17 protein-coding genes are annotated in these 18,208 nt (G+C 64.3%); 8 read left to right on the top strand and 9 right to left on the bottom strand.

Annotation, left to right across the window (positions count from 1 at the left end; all coding sequences use genetic code 11):
* Positions 1-42 precede the first annotated feature (42 nt).
* From betT to FM101_RS05635, 7 genes are all read right to left on the bottom strand, one after another.
* Positions 43-2,070, bottom strand: coding sequence for a choline BCCT transporter BetT (gene betT, locus FM101_RS05665; RefSeq protein ID WP_086996709.1), 2,028 nt, complete (start codon positions 2,068-2,070; stop codon positions 43-45).
* 239 nt (positions 2,071-2,309) lie between these two features.
* Positions 2,310-3,248: an NADP-dependent oxidoreductase gene (locus FM101_RS15850; protein ID WP_198962453.1), complete on the bottom strand. Its 939-nt coding sequence runs from the start codon at positions 3,246-3,248 to the stop codon at positions 2,310-2,312.
* Positions 3,249-3,273: 25 nt separating this feature from the next.
* Positions 3,274-4,950 (bottom strand): MDR family MFS transporter, encoded by a 1,677-nt coding sequence (locus FM101_RS05655; protein WP_086996706.1) that lies wholly within the window; start codon positions 4,948-4,950, stop codon positions 3,274-3,276.
* Positions 4,947-5,456, bottom strand: a complete 510-nt coding sequence (locus tag FM101_RS05650) for a MarR family winged helix-turn-helix transcriptional regulator (protein WP_086996704.1) — start codon at positions 5,454-5,456, stop codon at positions 4,947-4,949. Before FM101_RS05650 ends, FM101_RS05655 begins: the two co-directional genes overlap by 4 nt.
* Positions 5,457-5,568: 112 nt before the next feature.
* Entirely contained in the window at positions 5,569-7,830 is a 2,262-nt protein-coding gene (locus FM101_RS05645) for a heavy metal translocating P-type ATPase (RefSeq protein ID WP_086996700.1), read from the bottom strand.
* 25 nt (positions 7,831-7,855) lie between these two features.
* Positions 7,856-8,077: a heavy-metal-associated domain-containing protein gene (locus tag FM101_RS05640; protein ID WP_086996696.1), complete on the bottom strand. Its 222-nt coding sequence runs from the start codon at positions 8,075-8,077 to the stop codon at positions 7,856-7,858.
* Between the two features lie 19 nt (positions 8,078-8,096).
* A complete protein-coding gene (locus FM101_RS05635; RefSeq protein WP_086996693.1) occupies positions 8,097-8,438 on the bottom strand; it encodes a metal-sensitive transcriptional regulator in 342 nt (113 codons plus the stop codon).
* A 166-nt stretch (positions 8,439-8,604) separates the two neighbouring features.
* Between FM101_RS05635 and FM101_RS05630 the strand changes: the two genes are divergently transcribed.
* Both FM101_RS05630 and FM101_RS15705 read left to right on the top strand, forming a co-directional pair.
* Positions 8,605-9,753, top strand: a complete 1,149-nt coding sequence (locus FM101_RS05630; protein WP_245806630.1) for a lipid II:glycine glycyltransferase FemX — start codon at positions 8,605-8,607, stop codon at positions 9,751-9,753.
* Between the two features lie 92 nt (positions 9,754-9,845).
* The gene (locus tag FM101_RS15705) at positions 9,846-10,013 is read left to right on the top strand and encodes a hypothetical protein (RefSeq protein ID WP_179204248.1); all 168 of its coding nucleotides are present in this window, start codon (positions 9,846-9,848) and stop codon (positions 10,011-10,013) included.
* A 63-nt stretch (positions 10,014-10,076) separates the two neighbouring features.
* Here FM101_RS15705 and FM101_RS05625 read toward each other — a convergent pair whose 3' ends face one another.
* Positions 10,077-10,376 (bottom strand): DUF4193 family protein, encoded by a 300-nt coding sequence (locus FM101_RS05625; protein ID WP_086996687.1) that lies wholly within the window; start codon positions 10,374-10,376, stop codon positions 10,077-10,079.
* A gap of 194 nt (positions 10,377-10,570) precedes the next feature.
* A complete protein-coding gene (locus FM101_RS05620) occupies positions 10,571-12,055 on the bottom strand; it encodes an MFS transporter (protein WP_086996684.1) in 1,485 nt (494 codons plus the stop codon).
* 117 nt (positions 12,056-12,172) lie between these two features.
* Between FM101_RS05620 and FM101_RS15845 the strand changes: the two genes are divergently transcribed.
* The 6 genes from FM101_RS15845 (at position 12,173) to FM101_RS05590 (ending at position 18,111) form a co-directional block, all read left to right on the top strand.
* A complete protein-coding gene (locus tag FM101_RS15845) occupies positions 12,173-12,658 on the top strand; it encodes a MarR family winged helix-turn-helix transcriptional regulator (protein WP_218778262.1) in 486 nt (161 codons plus the stop codon).
* A gap of 153 nt (positions 12,659-12,811) precedes the next feature.
* Complete coding sequence (locus FM101_RS05610; RefSeq protein WP_245806629.1) at positions 12,812-14,119, top strand: GAF domain-containing protein; 1,308 nt, start codon at positions 12,812-12,814, stop codon at positions 14,117-14,119.
* A 141-nt stretch (positions 14,120-14,260) separates the two neighbouring features.
* Positions 14,261-15,784, top strand: coding sequence for an acetaldehyde dehydrogenase ExaC (exaC, locus tag FM101_RS05605; RefSeq protein WP_086996680.1), 1,524 nt, complete (start codon positions 14,261-14,263; stop codon positions 15,782-15,784).
* An 88-nt stretch (positions 15,785-15,872) separates the two neighbouring features.
* Positions 15,873-16,907, top strand: a complete 1,035-nt coding sequence (adhP, locus tag FM101_RS05600) for an alcohol dehydrogenase AdhP (RefSeq protein WP_086996678.1) — start codon at positions 15,873-15,875, stop codon at positions 16,905-16,907.
* A 101-nt stretch (positions 16,908-17,008) separates the two neighbouring features.
* Positions 17,009-17,413 carry a DUF779 domain-containing protein gene (locus tag FM101_RS05595; protein ID WP_086996675.1) on the top strand — a complete coding sequence of 135 codons (405 nt, stop codon included), beginning with the start codon at positions 17,009-17,011 and terminating at the stop codon, positions 17,411-17,413.
* A gap of 305 nt (positions 17,414-17,718) precedes the next feature.
* Positions 17,719-18,111: a VOC family protein gene (locus tag FM101_RS05590; protein WP_086996672.1), complete on the top strand. Its 393-nt coding sequence runs from the start codon at positions 17,719-17,721 to the stop codon at positions 18,109-18,111.
* Positions 18,112-18,208 lie beyond the last annotated feature (97 nt).

Below are 18,208 nucleotides of genomic sequence, written 5' to 3'. Positions count from 1 at the left end.
CAGACCCCCTGGGGTGCCGTTCCGGTGGGGTCTATCCGGAAACTAGTCCGCGATCCTCAGGAACTCCACATGTTCCTCGTAGTGGTCGAGGCAGTCGTGGATCAGCTGGGTTTTGGAGAAGCCCATCACGTCGTAGTCTTGCCCACCGGCTGAGAGGTGGACCTCGAGGCGGGCGTATTGGTCCCTGCTTCCGACCATGCGGCCACCGTAGGCCGGCACCGGAACAAGTTCGAATTGCACCCGGTAGATGAACGGATCCGACGAGGCGTTGGTGGTTAGCTGGACTGCCGGTCTCTCGCCCTCTTCCATCGCTACCCGGGCCGGGACACCGCGCTCGTTGAGCTCGTTGGAGACCTCCTGCAAGGCAGGGAACACCAGGTCCTGGAGATCTCGTCGGGCATCGTCGGGGCTCACGAAATTGGTGACCCTGGACAGTCTCGTCTTCCAGGTTTCGCGGTTTTCAAACCGTGCCGCCAGGATATGGGCTCGGGTGCCGGTACTCTTGTCGGCCCGGCGGCCCTCCACCCGCAACGCCTTCCACAGACTGATCATCACCAGGATCAAGACGATCGAGAATGGCAGGCCCATGATGATGGTGGCGTATTGCAGTGCGGTGATTCCACCGACCAGGAGCATGCCCATCGTCAGCAGGCCGGTGGTCCCGGCCCAGGTAATGCGCAGCCAGGGGGCACAATCCTCCTGGACGCTCCGCAGACGAGAAGACAGGTTGCCCATGACCAGGGCGCCGGAGTCGGCGGAGGTGACATAGAACAGCAGGCCGACCAGGACCGCGACGGCAATGACCACCCCGGAGAGCGGGTACTCCTGCAAGAGGTTGAAGAAGCCCAGACCGCTGCCCGATGCTGCCGTATCGGCGAACTCCGTATCCCCGCCGCGAACACGGGACAGGGCGGCGTTTCCGAAGATCGATACCCACATCACGATGTAACTGAAGGGGATGACCATGGTTCCGAGGACGAACTGGCGAATCGTTCGACCGCGCGAAATGCGGGCCAGGAACATGCCGACAAAGGATGCCCAGGCGACCCACCAGGCCCAGAAGAACAGTGTCCACAGTGACATCCACTCGTCGACGTCGTTGAAAGCGAAGGTTTGCAACGTCATGCCCGGGAACATGCTGATGAAGTCTCCGACATTCATCACGATCGCATCGAGCAGGAAGCGGGTGTTTCCGGTGACCAGAACCCAGCCGGCCAGTGCGATGGCCAGGATGACGTTGAGTTGGGAGAGGAATCGAATGCCCTTGTCGACACCTGTGGTCGCCGAGATGGCTGCCATGATCACGGCCAGGACCACCAGTCCGACTTGCGCCGCCGTCCCGATGGCGATGCCGAAGATGATGTTGAGTCCTGCGTTGAGCAGCACCACGCCGATCCCCAGGCTGGTCGCGACGCCGAAGATCGTCCCGAGCACGGTTGCGGTGTCCACCGCGTGACCGAGGACGCCGTTGATGCGTCGCCCGAAGAGCGGGAAGAGGGCCGAACGGACGGCGAGTGGCAGATTCAACCGATAGGCAAAGTACCCCAGGGCCATACCCATCAGCGCGTACATGCCCCAACCGGTGATCCCGTAATGGAACAGCGTCCAGAACGTTCCTTCTCGTGCGGCGTCGACGGTTTCGGCCTGGCCCACGGGTGGGTTCAGGTATTGCGAAACCGGCTCGGAGACGGAGAAGAACATCACGTCGGTGCCGATGCCTGCGGCGAAAAGCATCGCGGCCCAGGCAAACGTCGAATACTCGGGTCGAGAATCGTCGGGTCCCAGCCTGATGTGCCCGAACCGGGACATCCCCAGGTAGATCACGAAGACCAGGATGACGGTGGCCAGCAGGATATAGAACCAGCCGAAGCTGGTGGAGACGAAGGCGACCAGTTCACCGATGACTGCCTCGGCTTGCTTTGGCGCGGACAGGGTCCAGATCGCGACGGCAAGGACCCCGACGAGCGATGCGATGAAAACCGGCCACCTGACCGGTGCGGAACCCTTGGGTGACTCATCACCGGATTCGCTGTCGGCCTGGTCTGCAGGTGCCGGATGTAGATCGCTCATCGCGTTTTTGGCGCTCCTCGTGTCGGATTAGTCGATAGATCACGCGCCCCATGGCCCGGAGATAGCCCGGGCCGACGCTATGGACACGTTAACACGGGGGTTTGTCACATATCCACAAAGCGGCATACGTGCGGTCCAAAAACAGGCCTTCCCCTGCCGGGCCAATTTGCGCAAGGTTATGGGTTCGGCAGGGGCTGGGGCCCGGCCGAGGGCTCCTGAAACGGAGGGCTCCAAGGCGGCTATTCCAGCTGGAGGACGACTTTTCCGCGGGCCCGACGGGTCTGCACCTTCGCCAAGGCGTCCAAGGCTTCGTCGAACGGGTACACCCGTTCGAGCTCGAGGTGCACCTGCCCTGAGGCGATCTGTTCCATGAGTTTGCCGAGCTCTGCTCCGACATCGAGCTGGTAGGGGAGCCCGGTCAGGTGGGCCCCGCGCTCGGATACCAGCGGGTCACCGGAAATCGAGACCAGGGTCCCGCCGTCCCTGAGCACTGGCAGACTGTCCGCCGTCGTGCCGGGCTGGACCGCCATCACGGCCGACACCCCTCCGGGCATCCAGGCCAGCACCTCTTCGCGCCATCGGGAGTCGTGGTAGTCGACGGCCTTTTCAACCCCGACCGACTGAAGGTAGTCGTGGTTGGCAGCCGATGCCGAGGCGGCGACCCGCAAGCCCCGCTGACGGGCCAGTTGGATGGCGAACGTGCCGATGGCCCCGGATCCGCCGGCGATAAAGAGTGACCCACCTGCCGGGACATCGGCCACGGTGTGCAGCGCCTTCAACGCAGTGTTCCCGGCCACCGGAACAGCCGCTGCCGCAACGAAACTCATGCCCTGCGGTATCGGCAGGATCATCGATTCCGCCTTCACTGCGGTCCACTGGGCCCACGTGCCTCCGCCCGGCTGCATGGCGCTGACGAAGGACACGCGGTCGCCGACGGCATGGCTTGTGACGTCGTTGCCGACTTGCTCGACGACGCCGGCCGCCTCGATCCCGATGGGGTAGGGGTACCGGGCGTCCCCGGGCAGGAAGTACGAATCATGGATTCCGACGCCGATGGCGTGCACACGCACTAGCAGTTCGTCGGAGCCGATCCGTGGAACCGGCACGCGGGCCGGTTCCACGGTCTGGGCATCACGGTGTGGAAGGACGAAGGCCTTCATCGTTTTGATGTCCTGCATGTTCGACTCCTGTTTCTCCGCGTTCTCAGTCTTGGTGACCTGAGGGTGGTGGTGTTGTGGGCGATGTCCCCGGCTGGGGCGCGCCGTCGGCCTCCAGGGTTCCGTCCTCGTCCTGAGTCCTGTCGGGCACCGGGGTCCTGGGCGAGGGATTCATGGCCACCGTGGTGCGCAGCGGGGCGCCGCGCACGATGGCGATGGCGATGACCGAGACGGCGGCGATCATGGCGGCGATCATGAAGATCGGACCGAACGCATCGGCGTAGGCATTGTGGAACACTTCCTGAACCGGTGCGGGCAACCCGCTGATATCCAGTTCGGTGTCCCCGCCTCCTGCTGACATGGCGCCGGCGGGAATGCCTAGCTTTTCCAGGCCTTCGGAGATGTTGGTGCTGACGCGGCTCGTCAACACGGCGCCGAGGATGGAGACGCCGATGGCCCCGCCCAAGGAGCGGAAGAAGGCGATGGCCGCTGAGGCGGCACCGACCTCGGTGACGTCGACCGTGTTCTGCACGGCCAGCACGACGTTCTGGACCAGAGTGCCGATGCCCAGACCCATGAGGGCCATGAAGATCGCGACGTAGAGGTAGGAGGTGTCGTGGTTGATGGTGCCCAAACCGACGAGGCCGATGAGCATGATGACGCTGCCGATCATCATCACCGGCTTCCACCGTCCGATCCGCGTGACGATGAGTCCGCCGACCATGGCTGAGAGCGTCTGGCCGAGGATCATCGGAATGGTCATCAGGCCGGCAGCGGTGGGGGTGCGTCCGTCACCGAGCTGGAAGTACTGGGTCAGGAACACGCCGGAACCGAACATGCCCACACCGGCACCCACGCTGGCGACGATCATCCACGCAGCGGTGGGGTTGCGCAGCACCCGGATGGGGATCATCGGCTCGGGGGCCCGCAACTCGACGATCACCGCCAAGACGGCGGCGACGAGGAAGGCGGCCAGGAAGACGCCGGACTCCCAAGAAATCCAGTCATACTCGCTCCCGGCGAAGGTCACCCAGAGCATCGGAATGGCGGCCGATACGGAGACCAGGATGGCGCCGAGGTAGTCGATGCTGAGGTTGGCACGCTTGATGGTCGGCAGATGCAGCTTGAGTTGAAGCAGGATCAACGCGACGACGGCCAAGGGGACGCTGACGAAGAAGGTCCAGCGCCAGTTCAGGGAATCGGTGATGACCCCGCCGATCAGCGGCCCGGAAACCGTGGCCACGGCCATGACGGCACCCATGTAGCCGGCGTAGCGTCCACGTTCACGAGGGGCGATGATGGAGGCCATGATCGACTGCACCAGCGCCATGAGCCCGCCCATGGCCACGCCCTGGACCGCGCGAGCGGTCATCATCAAGGTGATGGTCGTGGAGAGTCCTGCGGCGATGGAGCCTGCCACGAACATGATGATCGCGATCTGCGCCAGGGTCTTTTTGTTGAAGAGGTCCGAGAGTTTGCCCCAGATCGGGGTGGCGATGGTCATCGCCAGCAGGCTGGCGGTGATGACCCAGGTGTACTGACGCTGGGTGCCGTCCAGATCGGCCATGATGGTGGGCAGTGCTGTGGACACGATGGTGGTGGAGATCATCGCGGTGAAAAGTGCGGCGAGCAGACCGGTCATCACCTGGAGGATTTCGCGATGCGAATACTCCCGTGGTTCTTCGGTGTTGATTGCCGCGGTGGTGGAGGTGGAGGACGTCATCCCATCAACTCGCTTCCGGTGTCGGAGGTGGTGGCTAGCTTGTCGGCCCCGTGGGGTCCATGAAGTTCGGGGTCCCTGGTGATTTCTTCCAGGTGCAGGTTCAGTCGTTGCAGGAGGTTGATGGCCTGTTCGGCGTCCTCCGTGGACCAGTCGGTCAGGGAATCGGCGAACCGGCGCACGGCGTGCGTCTCACTATCGGTGAGCTTCGTCAGTCCGCGTTCGGTGATGGAGATGAGCTGGGCTCGGGCATCTTCGGGGTCCGGTCGGCGTCCGACCAATCCGTCGGCCTCCAGGCAGTCCACGGCACGTGAGGCCACGGGGGCCGAGACGAAAAGCTGGGTCGCCAGCTCACCCAAACGGGCGTCACGGTGGCGCAGATGCTGCAGGAAGCCGAACCTAGTCCCCGTGAAGCTCTGGTCCTTATTGCGTTGGCCGGCTAAGCGGAAAGTCCGACTGGTTTGCACCATTTCCGAGAGAATCTGGCCGGCTTCTTGGTCATTGATCACTATTGGCTCCTTGCGTTGCTACCTGACAACGCTAACTTACTTACTTAGGGTAAGCAAGTAAGTGGCCGAGTGAAGGAAAGCCGGCCAGAGGCCCGAAACGAGCTGGCCCGAACTACTTCGCGAAGCTGCGCAGGCGCAGGCTGTTCAGAACCACCAGCACCGAACTGGCAGCCATGGCGCCGCCGGCGATCATGGGGTTGAGCAGCCCCAGGGCGGCGACCGGAATGCCGATCGTGTTGTAGAGGAACGCCCAAAACAGGTTCGTCCTGATAATGCCCAGGGTTCTGCGGGAGAGCTCGATGGCCTGCGGAATCTGGGCCAGATCGTTGCCCATGACGGTGATGTCCGCGGCCTCGATAGCCACGTCGGTTCCCGAACCCATGGCCAGGCCGAGGTCGGCGCGGGCCAAGGCTGGGGCGTCGTTGACGCCGTCGCCCACCATCGCCACCACGGCGCCAGTGGCCTGCATTTCTGCCACCTTGTCGACCTTGCCCGCCGGAAGAACCCCGGCGAAGACGTCGGCGGGATCGATGCCAACCGCTGTGGCCACCTGGGCGGCCACCTCCTCGTTGTCGCCGGTCAGCAGCATCGGACGCAAGCCAAGGGAACGTAGGCGCTCGATGGCTGCCGGGGAGGACTCGCGGACGGTATCGCGCAGCCCGATGACCCCAATAGCGGCGCCGTCCACTGCGACCAGTACCGCCGTCGTGCCTTGTTTTCGGGCCGCGGACAGGGCGGTCAAGGAGGCGTTGTTGGGTTCGGTGCCGTTGTCACTCAGCCAGGCGGGCGAACCGACGATGACGACGGCGGAACCCACGGTGGCCCGAACGCCGCCACCGGGGGAGGAGGTGAAAGCTGAGACGGGGTCGGCGTGCCGACCGGCGGCGGTGATGGCCTGGGCGATCGGATGCTCAGACCCCGACTCGGCGGCGCCAGCGAAGGCCAGAATCATTTCCTGATCCACATCGGCGGTGGCGATGACATCGGCCATGGCGAGTCGGCCTTCGGTGACGGTTCCCGTCTTGTCCAACAGAACGGTGTCCACCCGACGGGTGTCCTCGAGGACCTGAGGGCCGCGGATGAGGATGCCCAACTGTGCACCACGTCCGGTGCCTACGAGTAGGCCGATGGGGGTGGCCAGGCCCAGGGCGCAGGGGCAGGCGATGACCAGGACGGATACGGCTGCCGTGAAGGCTGACTGCAAATCGCCGGAAATGGCGAGCCACAGGATGAAGGTGAGCACGGCGATGGCCAGCACGATCGGAACGAAAACCGCGGAGATCCTGTCGGCCAGCCGGGCGATCGGAGCCTTGCCGGTCTGTGCGTCGGAAACCATTCTGCCCATCTGGGCCAGGGTCGTCTCCGCGCCAACCCGGGTGGCACGCACCAGCAGCCGGCCCGAGGTGTTGATGGTGGCGCCGGTGACGGTGTCGTCCGGGCCGACGTCGGTCGGCGCGGATTCGCCGGTGATCAGCGAGGTGTCGATGGCCGATTCGCCTTCGAGGATGTAGCCGTCGGTGGCGATCTTCTCTCCGGGGCGCACCACGATCTCATCCCCGGGGACCAGCTCGGAAGCCGGGATGCGTACTTCAATGCCGTCGCGCATTACGGTGGCGTCCTTGGCCCCCAGGCTCAGCAGTGACTGCAAGGCATCGCCTGCAGAGGTTTTGGCGCGGGCCTCGAGCCAACGGCCCAATAGCAGGAAGGTGGCCACGACGCCGGCCGTTTCGAAGTACAGCTGGTGGTCGGACATGCCCATCCCGGTGCCGGCGGTCATGGCCGGGTCCAACAGCAACTGCCACAGCGAGAAGAGGTAAGCGGCCAATACGCCGATGGAGACCAAGGTGTCCATGGTGGAGGAGAAGTGGCGGGCGCTGGCCAGGGCGGCGCGGTGGAAAGGCCAGGCCGACCACCAGGTCACCGGTGTCGCCAAGGCCAGGGCCACCCAGCCCCAGTGCGGGAACTGCAGGGCGGGAATCATGGAGATCAGGAACAACGGAATCGTGAAGATCGCACCGACGATCAGGCGCGGACGCAGGTCCTCGGCGCTTCCACCATGGTTCAGGTGATCGACGTGCTCGCCGGGCTTTCCCCCGTTATCCTGCGGGCTGCTGTCGGGGTGGTGATGCGGATCCTGCCTGACCGAGGCACCGTATCCGGCGGCCTCGACCGCCGTGAGCAGCTCGGTGTCACTCACCGATGCCGGGGCGGTAACACGCGCCGATTCCAAGGGCAGGTTGACGCTGGCTTCCACGCCCTCGATTTTGCCCAGCTTGCGCTCAATCCGCGAGACGCACGAGGCGCAGCTCATCCCCTGGATATCCAGATCGAGGATCCGGCCTTCTGCGACGGTCTGTTCGAGGTGCTGTTCCATGCTGCTGCTCCTGGCTGGTGGTGCCTTAGGTGTTGGTGGGGACGATCGTGTAGCCGGCCTCGGAAACTGCCTCGTTGAGGCTGGCTTCGCTCAGGGGTTCGGAGGAGTCGATGTGGGCCGTGGAGACTCCTCCGGCGACGAGATCGATATTTACGCTGGTGACGCCGTCAATCTCCGAGAGTTCCTCGGTGACTGAGGCAACGCAGTGGTTGCAGGTCATGCCGTCGATGCTGATGGTGGTGGTCATGTTTGCTCCTTTTTAGGGGTCAGCGCAGGAGGCGGCCGATGGCTGCCGAGGCCTCGCGGACCTTGTCGTTGACGATCTCTGGGTCACCGGTCGCTAGTGAATCCTGGGCGGCACCGACGACACAGTGTCCGATGTGCTCCTCGACCAGGCCGAGGCTGACCTTGTGTAGTGCGGCGTTGATCGCTGAGATCTGCGTGAGGATATCGATGCAGTACTTCTCTTCGTCCACCATCCGTGCGATCCCGCGGACCTGCCCTTCGATGCGACCCAGCCGTTTGAGCAGGGACTGCTTATCGGCGGTGTACCCGTGCTCGCGGTGCGCATCGGCTGGTTGATCAACGGTCGGCAAGGTGGTGTCCATAACGTCAAGTTATACCCCCCTAGGGTATGTCGTCAAGTACCCCATAGGGGTACGAAGGCGAAAACGTGATGGTGGTGTCCCCACTCCGCGGAGTCTGCAATCCTGGTGCCGCTCGATGCGGGGTGGGGCCGCGGCCGCGCGGGCCCGCGTTGCTACACTGGTCGGCGTGACATCCACCCAGCTCTCGGTCCGCCAGATCCCCGCAGCCGACCACCTTGCACACCTTGCCCGACACCCCGAATCCAGCTTTATGCAGCTGCCCGCGTGGGCCGGGGTCAAAAGTGAATGGCGTGCCGAATACCTTGGCTGGTTTGACCAGCAAGGCGCCCTGCGGGCCTCTGTTCAAGTACTGCATCGGCCGGTTCCGGTCCTGAAGTACACCTTGGCCTATTTGCCCGAGGGGCCCGTCGCCGAATGGGGCACCCTCAACCCCTCAGATGTCATGGCCCCCATGCTGGCCCATTTCAAAACCCGCAGGGTCTTCCTTGTCCGCATGGGGCTGCCGGTCATCACCCGCAGCTGGGCCGCCGCAGCCGTGCGTAAGGCGCTCTCGGCTGGCGGGCATTCGCTGATGACCGAGCTGGACCCGCTGCACACCGATGACCGGGCGACCGCGCTCGCCGATCAACTGCGTGAACTCGGGTGGACGAAGCAGGAAGTCAGCGAAGACTTCAACACCGGCCAGCCCGAATTTGTGGCTCGCATCCCGCTTGTCGGAGCCGATGGCCAGGCTCTGGATATCGACGGGGTGTTGGGCCAAATGAACCAGAACGCCCGCCGGGAGACCCGCAAGGCGGCCTCCGGCCCGCTCGAGGTTCAGGTCGGCGGGATCGAAGATATTGGACGCTTCCACGCGCTGTACCGGCAGACCGCTGAACGCGACGATTTCACCGGGCGACCGGTGGGGTACTTCACCACCATGATGCAGGCGCTGAACGCGCACGCTCCCGGGACCTGTAGCGTCTACTTCGCCGTCCACGGGGGGCAGGACCTCGCTGCGGCCATCAGGGTTTCCCATGGTCAGGGTGCCTGGTATGTCTATGGTGCCTCGTCCACCATCGAGCGAAAGCTTTTCGCGCCCAAGGCCCTGATCCACCGCATGATTGCAGATTCGCTGGCCGAAGGGTGCACCTTCTTGGACCATGGCGGTGTTTCGGCGACGTTGGATAAGGGACACCACCTGGCTGGTCTGACCTTGTTCAAGACCACCTTGGGCTGCAACGTCGTGCAGGAGCTGGGGGAGTGGGATTACCCGCTGAACAAGGCTGTGACCGGGGCCTTCAACCTTTATATGCGCCTGCGCGATCGAGGCTAAGCACCGAACTGTGCCGCGGCGGCGGGAGGGCTACCGTCGCCTCGGCTTCGGGCATAGAGTGGCGCCATAGGGACCGATACCTGGAGGCAGCAGTGGGCGATTACCGTGCATATACCGATGAGGAAAAGGCTGCCTACGTGGCCCCGGCGTGCGATTCCTGCGGACAGCATCGACACGTCGTCTGGGAGGACACCGGCTCCGCCGATGCCCACTGGGTCCGGAGGGACGCCGGCTGCTCCAACGAGGCCTGCACCGCGTGACCGGCAGACGCTAGCGAGGGGTGTGCGACCGTTCGCGGACGGTGGAATTTCTTCTCGTCGGGATTAGCTGTCGCATTCCTTGCAGATCATCATGCCGTCCTTCGTGCGGGAGAGCTGAGAACGGTAGCGAACGAGGAAGCATTCCCCACAGGTGAACTCGTCCTGAGCCTGCGGGCGCACCTGGACGACGAGTTCCTCGTCGATGATCGCACCGGGCAGTTCGTCGCCATCTAGGGGCTCTTCCTCGTCCAGCTCCTCAACGGCGGTCTTCTTATTGGGAGCGTCAATTTGCTTGACCTGCTTGAGGGTCTCCTCGTCGCGCTCGGCAACGTCCGGGCGGACCTCATCGTATTCAACAGCCATGTGATTCTCCTGAGCATTCAACGGATCGAAAGCGACATGCTAGGCGACGAGAAGTGGCAGACACAAACCGAGTCCCGACGAGCAAAACGTTTTGGTGGTCTTCGCGGGCCCGCAGCATCGCAAACAGCGCATCCACAGCCCCCGCCGCGCCTGTTCCTTGGGTCACCAAGAGCCGGGCGGCGGAGGCTCCGGGTTCAGGATGCGGCGGGTTCCAAGACCCTCTCGGGCTCCTCGACCATCGGTTCGGTCAGGCGACGACGACGGATGGTCAGGGTGACGGCACCGGCGGCAATGGCGGCGAGAGCGCCGATCATGAAGCAGAGGCTGAAGGCGTCTTGCGTGGGGACCGGGGTGGTGCCGGGCGACAGCGGGACCGAATTGCTGGTCAGGACGATGGCCATCACCGCAGCGGCGCTGGTCGTGCCGATGGAACGCATGAGGGCGTTGACGCCCACGCCAGACCCGGCTTCCGCTGCCGGTAGGTTGTCCATGACCAGGATCGGCATGGCGGCGTAGCCGATGCCGATCCCCGCGCAGGCAATGCAGGAGGCGAGCATCAGTTCCCAGGGGGCGTCGGTGAGAAGGAATGCGAAACCGTAGCCGGCGGCCATGACAAAGGCCCCCAGGGCCAAGGTGTTGCGGCCACCGAACTGAGTCATCAGTGCCGCTGAGATCGGTGAGAACAGGAGCATCATCAGCCCTGCAGGTGCCATCCAGAGGCCGGCTTCCAGGACGCTCTGTCCCAGGCCGAAGCCGGTGGAGGTAGGCATCTGGAGTAGCTGTGGAATCACGATGGACTGGGCCATCATGCCAAAGCCCATGAGGACCGCAGCGATGTTGGTCAGCAGGACGGGGCGCCGGGCCGTGGAGCGCAGATCGACCAGTGGTTCGTCATGTCGGAGCTCGTAGACACCCCAGAGGGCCAGGATCAGCAGGCCCCCAAGAATCGAGCCGAGGGTTCCCGCGGAGAGCCAGCCCCAGTCATTGCCCTTGGACACCCCGACGAGAATGCCGACGATGCCGGCCGCCAGACCAAGGGCGCCGACGGCGTCGAAGGTCGCGGGGTGCTGGATGGCTCGGTGGGGCAATGCCGTGGCCGAAAGTATGGTGACGACGACGCCCAGCCCTGCCGTGAGCCAGAAGAGGGCGTGCCAGTCGTATTCCTGGGAGATCCATGCGGCCAGCGGCAAGCCGAGTGCACCGCCAACGCCCAGCGTCGCGCTGATGCCGGCGACTGCTGCATTTCTCATCTTGGGAACCGACAGCTCGCGGGCGAAGCTGATGGCCACGGGGATGTACCCCATGGCGAGTCCTTGGAGGATCCTGCCGATCACGACAAGGATGAAGGCGCTGGAAACGGCGGCAACCACGGAGCCGAGCAGCAGGAGCAGTGCGGAGGCGACCAGAACGGGCTTCCTGCCCTTGATATCGGCCAAACGGCCCGCCACGGGCATCGCTACGGCCCCGCCAAGGAGCGTGGCGGTGACGACCCAGGCCGCATTGCTGCCCGAGGTGTCCAATAAGGCGGGTAGGTCCGGCTGGATCGGGATGACCAGTGATTGCGTGAGTGCTGCACACAGACTCGAGAACCCGAGGACGACGACCGCCAGGAGGGGATGCCGGGCCGTGCCCGTGGATTCCTCCTGCGGAGGATTGGCGGTTGACGTTGTTTCTTCCATGTACTTCTTCCGTTGTGGAATCAGACCCGATCCGGGTATGTAACTTACATAAGGTAGATTATGTAGACTACACATGTTGAGAGAGACGTTCCTAATTGACGACATATGGAGACGCGCATGGGTGATCGGTGGCCATTGCCCGAAGCGACGGATGTCTCTCGGGCCCGCCTGCTGGCCAGCTACCTTGCCAGCCTTGATCTGCAGCGGCGTGCGCTGGAGACCCAGCTGCATTTAGGCACCTCTGAATTGCGGATCCTTTGGCTGTTCTCGGATGGGACTGCCCGAACGCTGCGCGAAATTGCGGAGAGCCTACGCTTGGAGCAATCCACCGTGAATCGCCAGGTCAATGCGGCACACGCTGCCGGATTGCTCGGGCGTTCACGCCCGGAAGCCGGAAATGCCTATGTTTTCTTCTCCACCGAATCAGGCGTGGCGGCCTTCGAACAGGACCTGCTCACGAGCCTGGGCGCCTATGAAACGGCACTTCAGAAGCTGGGTCCCGAAGATGCTGCCGTTTTCCTCCGCACCATGCGCCGCTTCCTCGACGTCTACCCCGAAACACTCCGGACCCCCAACGAGCCTGGGCAGGGCGCCGCGGAGTAAGGGGGGAGCGGCGACCGCCGAGCTGCTATCCAAGAGCTGGGCCCCGACCCTAGACTGTGTGTCATGGGCCACAAGGGTGGTCTTGTTTCTCGGTGCCCGGGGCGCGATGTGGTTCGCCGCTCCGGTTCGCCGGACGCAGGGTGGTGTTGCCTTTTGGCTTGGACTTCACCGGCATCGCCGGCATTGCAGCGCTCCGCCGAGCGCGCCCATGCTCGTCTCTCCTCGGGATTGCCGCTCCTCGCCGGGACCCAGGATCCCGCGTTCCCCCGCTTGCGTCCTGTCGTCCATGACTCCTGGATCCGCTCGCTGGACTTCCACGGCGATCCTGCCGGGGCCGTCGCCCGCAATGGTCTCAGCGACCCCCAACTCGCCGACGTTCGACGCCGTCACCCGCTGGTATCGCTCATGCCCGTCTTCGACCGCCTCCTGGTCCAACCAGCGAAGGACACCGGACTACTCGTTGCCGTGGGGGACGACGCCGGACACCTCCTCTGGGTTGAAGGTGACACTTCGGTGCGCCATGCCGCCGAACGAATGGATTTCGTCCCCGGCGCCGACTGGTCCGAACGGTCCGTCGGAACCTCCGCCCCGGGCACGGCCCTGGTCACCGGGGTCGGCGTGCAGGTCAGCGGGGCGGAGCATTTTAGCCCCGAGGCTCACCGGTGGAGCTGCTCCGCCGTACCCATCCACTGCCCGCTGACCGGTCGACTGCTGGGCGTGGTCGACCTGACGGGACATGACGATGCCGTGGCTAGCCACTCATTGGCCCTGCTGCGGGCCGCCGTCGCCGCCGCTGAAGCGCAGCTTCATGTCGAGGCCCTGAAGGGTGCTGCCCGCGGACGGAGCCTGACAGTACCGGTCACCCGGACCTCCGCCCGACTGAGGGTCCTGGGCCCGGAGGCCGGAACGCTTGACGGCGCCGTGCCATCCCGGATGCTGGGCGGTCGTCATGCCGAAATCCTGGCCCTGCTCGGCTGGAACCGCGGCGGGCTGGATGCCGCGGAGTTGGCCGAATTGCTCTTCGGGGATGCCGGCCAGCAGGTCAGCGTCCGGGCCGAAATGGCTCGACTTCGCAAGGCAATGGGATCTGACGGGAGCCGGATCGGACTGGACTCGCGCCCCTATCGCATCGGTCCCACCGTCACCATGGACGCCCGTGATGTCCTGCGTCATCTGGGGGCTGGACGCCACCGTGAAGCGTTGACCGCCTATACCGGGCCGGTCCTTCCGCGCTCCGAAGCCCCCGGGGTGGTCGATATTCGGCTCGAGGTTTCCGGGGCCCTCCGCGAGTCGATGCTCAGCGACGCTGAACCGGACACGCTTGTGGATTACCTCGAGTTGCCGGAGGCCTCCGCCGACATCGAAGGACTGCGCACCGCCCTGCAGATCCTCCCCGCCCGCTCGCCGCGGCGTTCGGTCGTTGTCGCCCGTCTTCAACGACTGGAATCGGAGCTGCGCTGACCATCGGCGGTCGGCGGCCAATAGTGCAACGTCGGTGCAACCCCTCCTCGCGTAACGTGAGCCACATCACGCGGAACCCGCCGTTGTGGCCGTGGGCCTTCCGGTCCGGTCGCGCCAACGGCGACCAACAAAGGAGTTGTCATGACCGTTTATGCCGCCCCCGGAACCGATGGGGCACTACTGGACTTCAAACCGCGCTATGAGCACTACATCGGCGGTGAATGGAAAGCCCCGGTGAAGGGCGAGTACTTCGAAAACATCACGCCCATCACCGGACAGGTCTTCTGCGAGGTCGGCCGCGGCACCGCTGAGGACATCGAAGCTGCCATCGATGCCGCCGAAGGCGCGGCGCCGGCTTGGGGCCGGACCAGCCCCGCCGAACGGGCGGCCGTGCTGAACAAGATCGCCGATCGCATCGAGGAGAACCTCGAAATGCTTGCCGTCGCCGAAACCTGGGACAACGGCAAGGCCATCCGCGAGTGCCTTAATGCTGATCTGCCGTTGGCAGCCGACCACTACCGCTACTACGCTGGGGCCATCCGCGCGCAGGAGGGGCGGCTCTCGCAAATCGACGAGAACACCGTCGCCTACCACTTCAACGAGCCGCTCGGCGTGGTCGGACAGATCATTCCCTGGAACTTCCCGATCCTGATGGCTACCTGGAAACTGGCACCCGCGTTGGCCGCGGGCAACGCAGTCGTCCTCAAGCCCGCCGAGCAGACCCCGGTGTCGATTCTGGTGTTGATGGAGCTGATCGGGGACCTGCTTCCACCGGGAGTGCTCAATGTGGTCAACGGATTCGGCACCGAGGCCGGCAAGCCACTGGCGTCGAATAAGCGCATCCGCAAGATTGCGTTCACCGGTGAGACCACCACCGGCCGGCTGATCATGCAGTACGCCTCGCAGAACCTCATTCCCGTCACCCTTGAGCTGGGGGGAAAGAGCCCGAATATCTTCTTCGAGGACATTGCCGCGCAGAACGACGCGTTCTACGACAAGGCACAGGAAGGGTTCACCATGTTCGCGCTGAACCAGGGCGAGGTCTGCACCTGCCCCTCCCGCGCCCTGGTGCAGGACTCGATCTACGACCGGTTCATGGGCGACGTCACCGCACGGACAGAAGCCATCAAGCAGGGACACCCGCTGGATACGGACACGATGATGGGCGCCCAGGTCTCCAACGACCAGATGGAGAAGATCTTGTCCTACATCGACATCGGCAAGCAGGAAGGCGCCCAGATCCTCACCGGTGGAGGCCGTGCCGACCTCGGAGGCGAACTCTCCGGAGGCTACTACGTCCAACCGACGATCTTCGCCGGGGACAACTCGATGCGGATCTTCCAGGAGGAGATCTTCGGGCCAGTCGTCTCCGTGGCCCGTTTTAGTGGCTATGACGATGCGCTGAAGACCGCCAACGACACCCTCTATGGTCTCGGTGCCGGGGTGTGGACCCGCGACGGAGCCACCGGCTACCGTGCGGGGCGTGAGATCCAGGCCGGCAGGGTCTGGGTGAACAACTACCACGCCTACCCGGCCCACGCGGCGTTCGGAGGGTATAAGTCCTCGGGCATCGGGCGCGAGAACCACCTGATGATGCTGGACCACTACCAGCAGACCAAGAACCTGCTGGTCTCCTACGCGCAGGAAAAGCAGGGGTTCTTCTAAACCATTTATTGCCCCAACCGCAGTCCACGGGTTCCGGCACCGACGCCGGAACCCGCGAACCCCGAACCCCGAAAGAGCAGGAAACACCATGAGTACCATGAATGCAGCCATCGTCCACGAGTTCGGCAACGACATCGACATCACCACCGCCGAGGTCCCGGAGCCGGGCCCCGGCCAGGCATTGGTGAAGCTGATCGCCTCCGGCGTCTGTCACACCGACCTTCACGCGCTCGGTGGCGACTGGCCGGTCCAACCCAAGCTTCCGCTCATCCCGGGACACGAGGGTGTCGGCTATGTCGAGAAGATCGGCGAAGGCGTCACCGAGGTGAAGGTCGGCGACATGGTCGGCAACGCCTGGCTCGCCAACGCTTGCGGGAACTGCGAGTTCTGCCGCACTGGCTGGGAGACGCTCTGCGAATCCCAGACCAACGGTGGATACTCCGTCGACGGATCGTTCGGCGAGTACATGTTGGTTGAGGCCAAGTTCGCCACCCATATCCCGGAAGGCTCCGATCCGCACGAGATCGCCCCGGTCCTCTGCGCGGGGGTCACGGTCTACAAGGGGCTCAAGCGCTCCGAGGTCAAGCCCGGTCAGTGGGTGGTCATCTCAGGGATCGGCGGTCTCGGGCATATCGCCGTGCAGTATGCGGTTGCCATGGGCATGCGGGTCGCCGCGGTCGACGTCGCCGAGGAGAAGCTGGCCCTGGCGCGCAGCCATGGCGCCGAAGTGACGGTCAACGCCTTCGCCGCCGATCCGGTCGAAGCCATCCAGGAAGCCACCGGTGGTGCCCACGGAGTGCTGGTCACGGCCGTGCATCCGGACGCGTTCGGTCAAGCCATCGGCATGACCCGGCGCGGCGGCACGATCGTCTTCAACGGACTGCCACCGGGAGATTTCCCCGCCCCCATCTTCGACATTGTGCTCAAGGGCCTGACCATCCGGGGGTCCATCGTTGGCACCCGTCAGGACATGATAGAAGCCTTGGAGTTCTATGCGGCGGGCAAGATCAAGCCCACCTTCCACACTCGCCCGCTCGAGGACGTGAACGCGGTCTTCGACGAAATGCGCCACGCCAAGATCGATGGCCGAGTGGTCATCGACTACACGGGGACCACCGTCTAAACGGTTTCCGGGAAGGAACACTGCCGTCATGCCCCCGGTCCGGAGCCGCAATCCAGCGGTTCCGGACCGGGGTCACGGCCCCTGAGGAGAAGGAGAACGCCGTGGATACCGTGCTCGACGCCCGCCCCGACATAGAAGGTGAGGACTTCACCCGCGTCCGGCTCACCGCCGACGCCCAGGTGCTGCTGCGCAGCCTCTGGGCCCGCCATGGGCCGCTGATGTTCCACCAGTCGGGTGGATGCTGTGATGGTTCATCGCCGATGTGCTTCCCGGAAGGGGACTTCATCACCGGCGACGCCGATATCCGCTTGGGTGTCTTCGGACTGAAGGACGACGACGGCACCCCGCTGGGTGATATTGATTTCTGGATGTCGAAGGAACAGTTCGCATACTGGAAACACACCCTGCTCACCGTCGATGTCGTTGATGGAAGGGGCGGGGGCTTCTCTCTCGAGGCTCCGGAAGGCAAGCGTTTCCTGATCCGCAGCGAACTCATCGACGGCTGAGGCCCGACCTTGCAAGCCGGTGGCCGACCCGTGGCGCAGGGAGCCTGGGACCATCGGCCACCCGGTACCCGCGCTCCTTGGCGAGGACAGATCACTCGGGACAGGGAAGTCCCCGGCGGGTGGCCGGCAGGCCACAATCGCGAGATGTTTCGTCAGGCTGGTGTTCCTGCTGAGACAACCCGGCCAGTATTCTCACCTCTTCCAGTCGCCTGGGCTGGAACCAATTTCCTTGCCTCACTTACCGTCAGACCGGATCCGACGGCTGGTATACGAAGCTGCCGCCATCAACAAACTAAGGAGTTCCCATGACTTTCCCTCCCATCGCCCACGTCGCGTTGACCGTGACAGACCTGGACCGCAGCTCGGCCTGGTACGAACGGCTCCTGGGTGTTTCGCCCGTGTTGGATGAGGACGCTGGCGGTTTCTGGCACAAGGTCTATCCGTTGGACGGCGGAATGCTGCTGGGGCTGCACTTCCACCCGGTGACGGACTCCAACGACCGGTTCGACGCCCGACGAGCGGGGATGGACCATGTCGGTTTCGGATGCGCCGACTATCAAGAACTCGTGCGCTGGCGGGATCAGCTGGACACCTGGGGAATCGAGCACGGCGAAATCGTCGAAGCCCACTATGGTTCGGGGCTTTCGTTTGCGGATCCCGACGGAAACGCGCTCGAGTTCTTCGCACCCGCTTCCTGATCCGCAGCGAACTCATCGGCCACTGAGGCGACCCGGCGCGTCCTCCCCGCGGGGGCAACCATGACAGAATCGAGGTGAACACCCCCCCCGCCCCGTG

Source organism: Arthrobacter rhombi, from assembly GCF_900163545.1.
Classification (GTDB): domain Bacteria; phylum Actinomycetota; class Actinomycetes; order Actinomycetales; family Micrococcaceae; genus Arthrobacter_H; species Arthrobacter_H rhombi_A.
The sequence above is the reverse complement of the archived record's forward strand: the minus strand, read 5'-3'. Positions and strand labels throughout refer to the sequence as shown.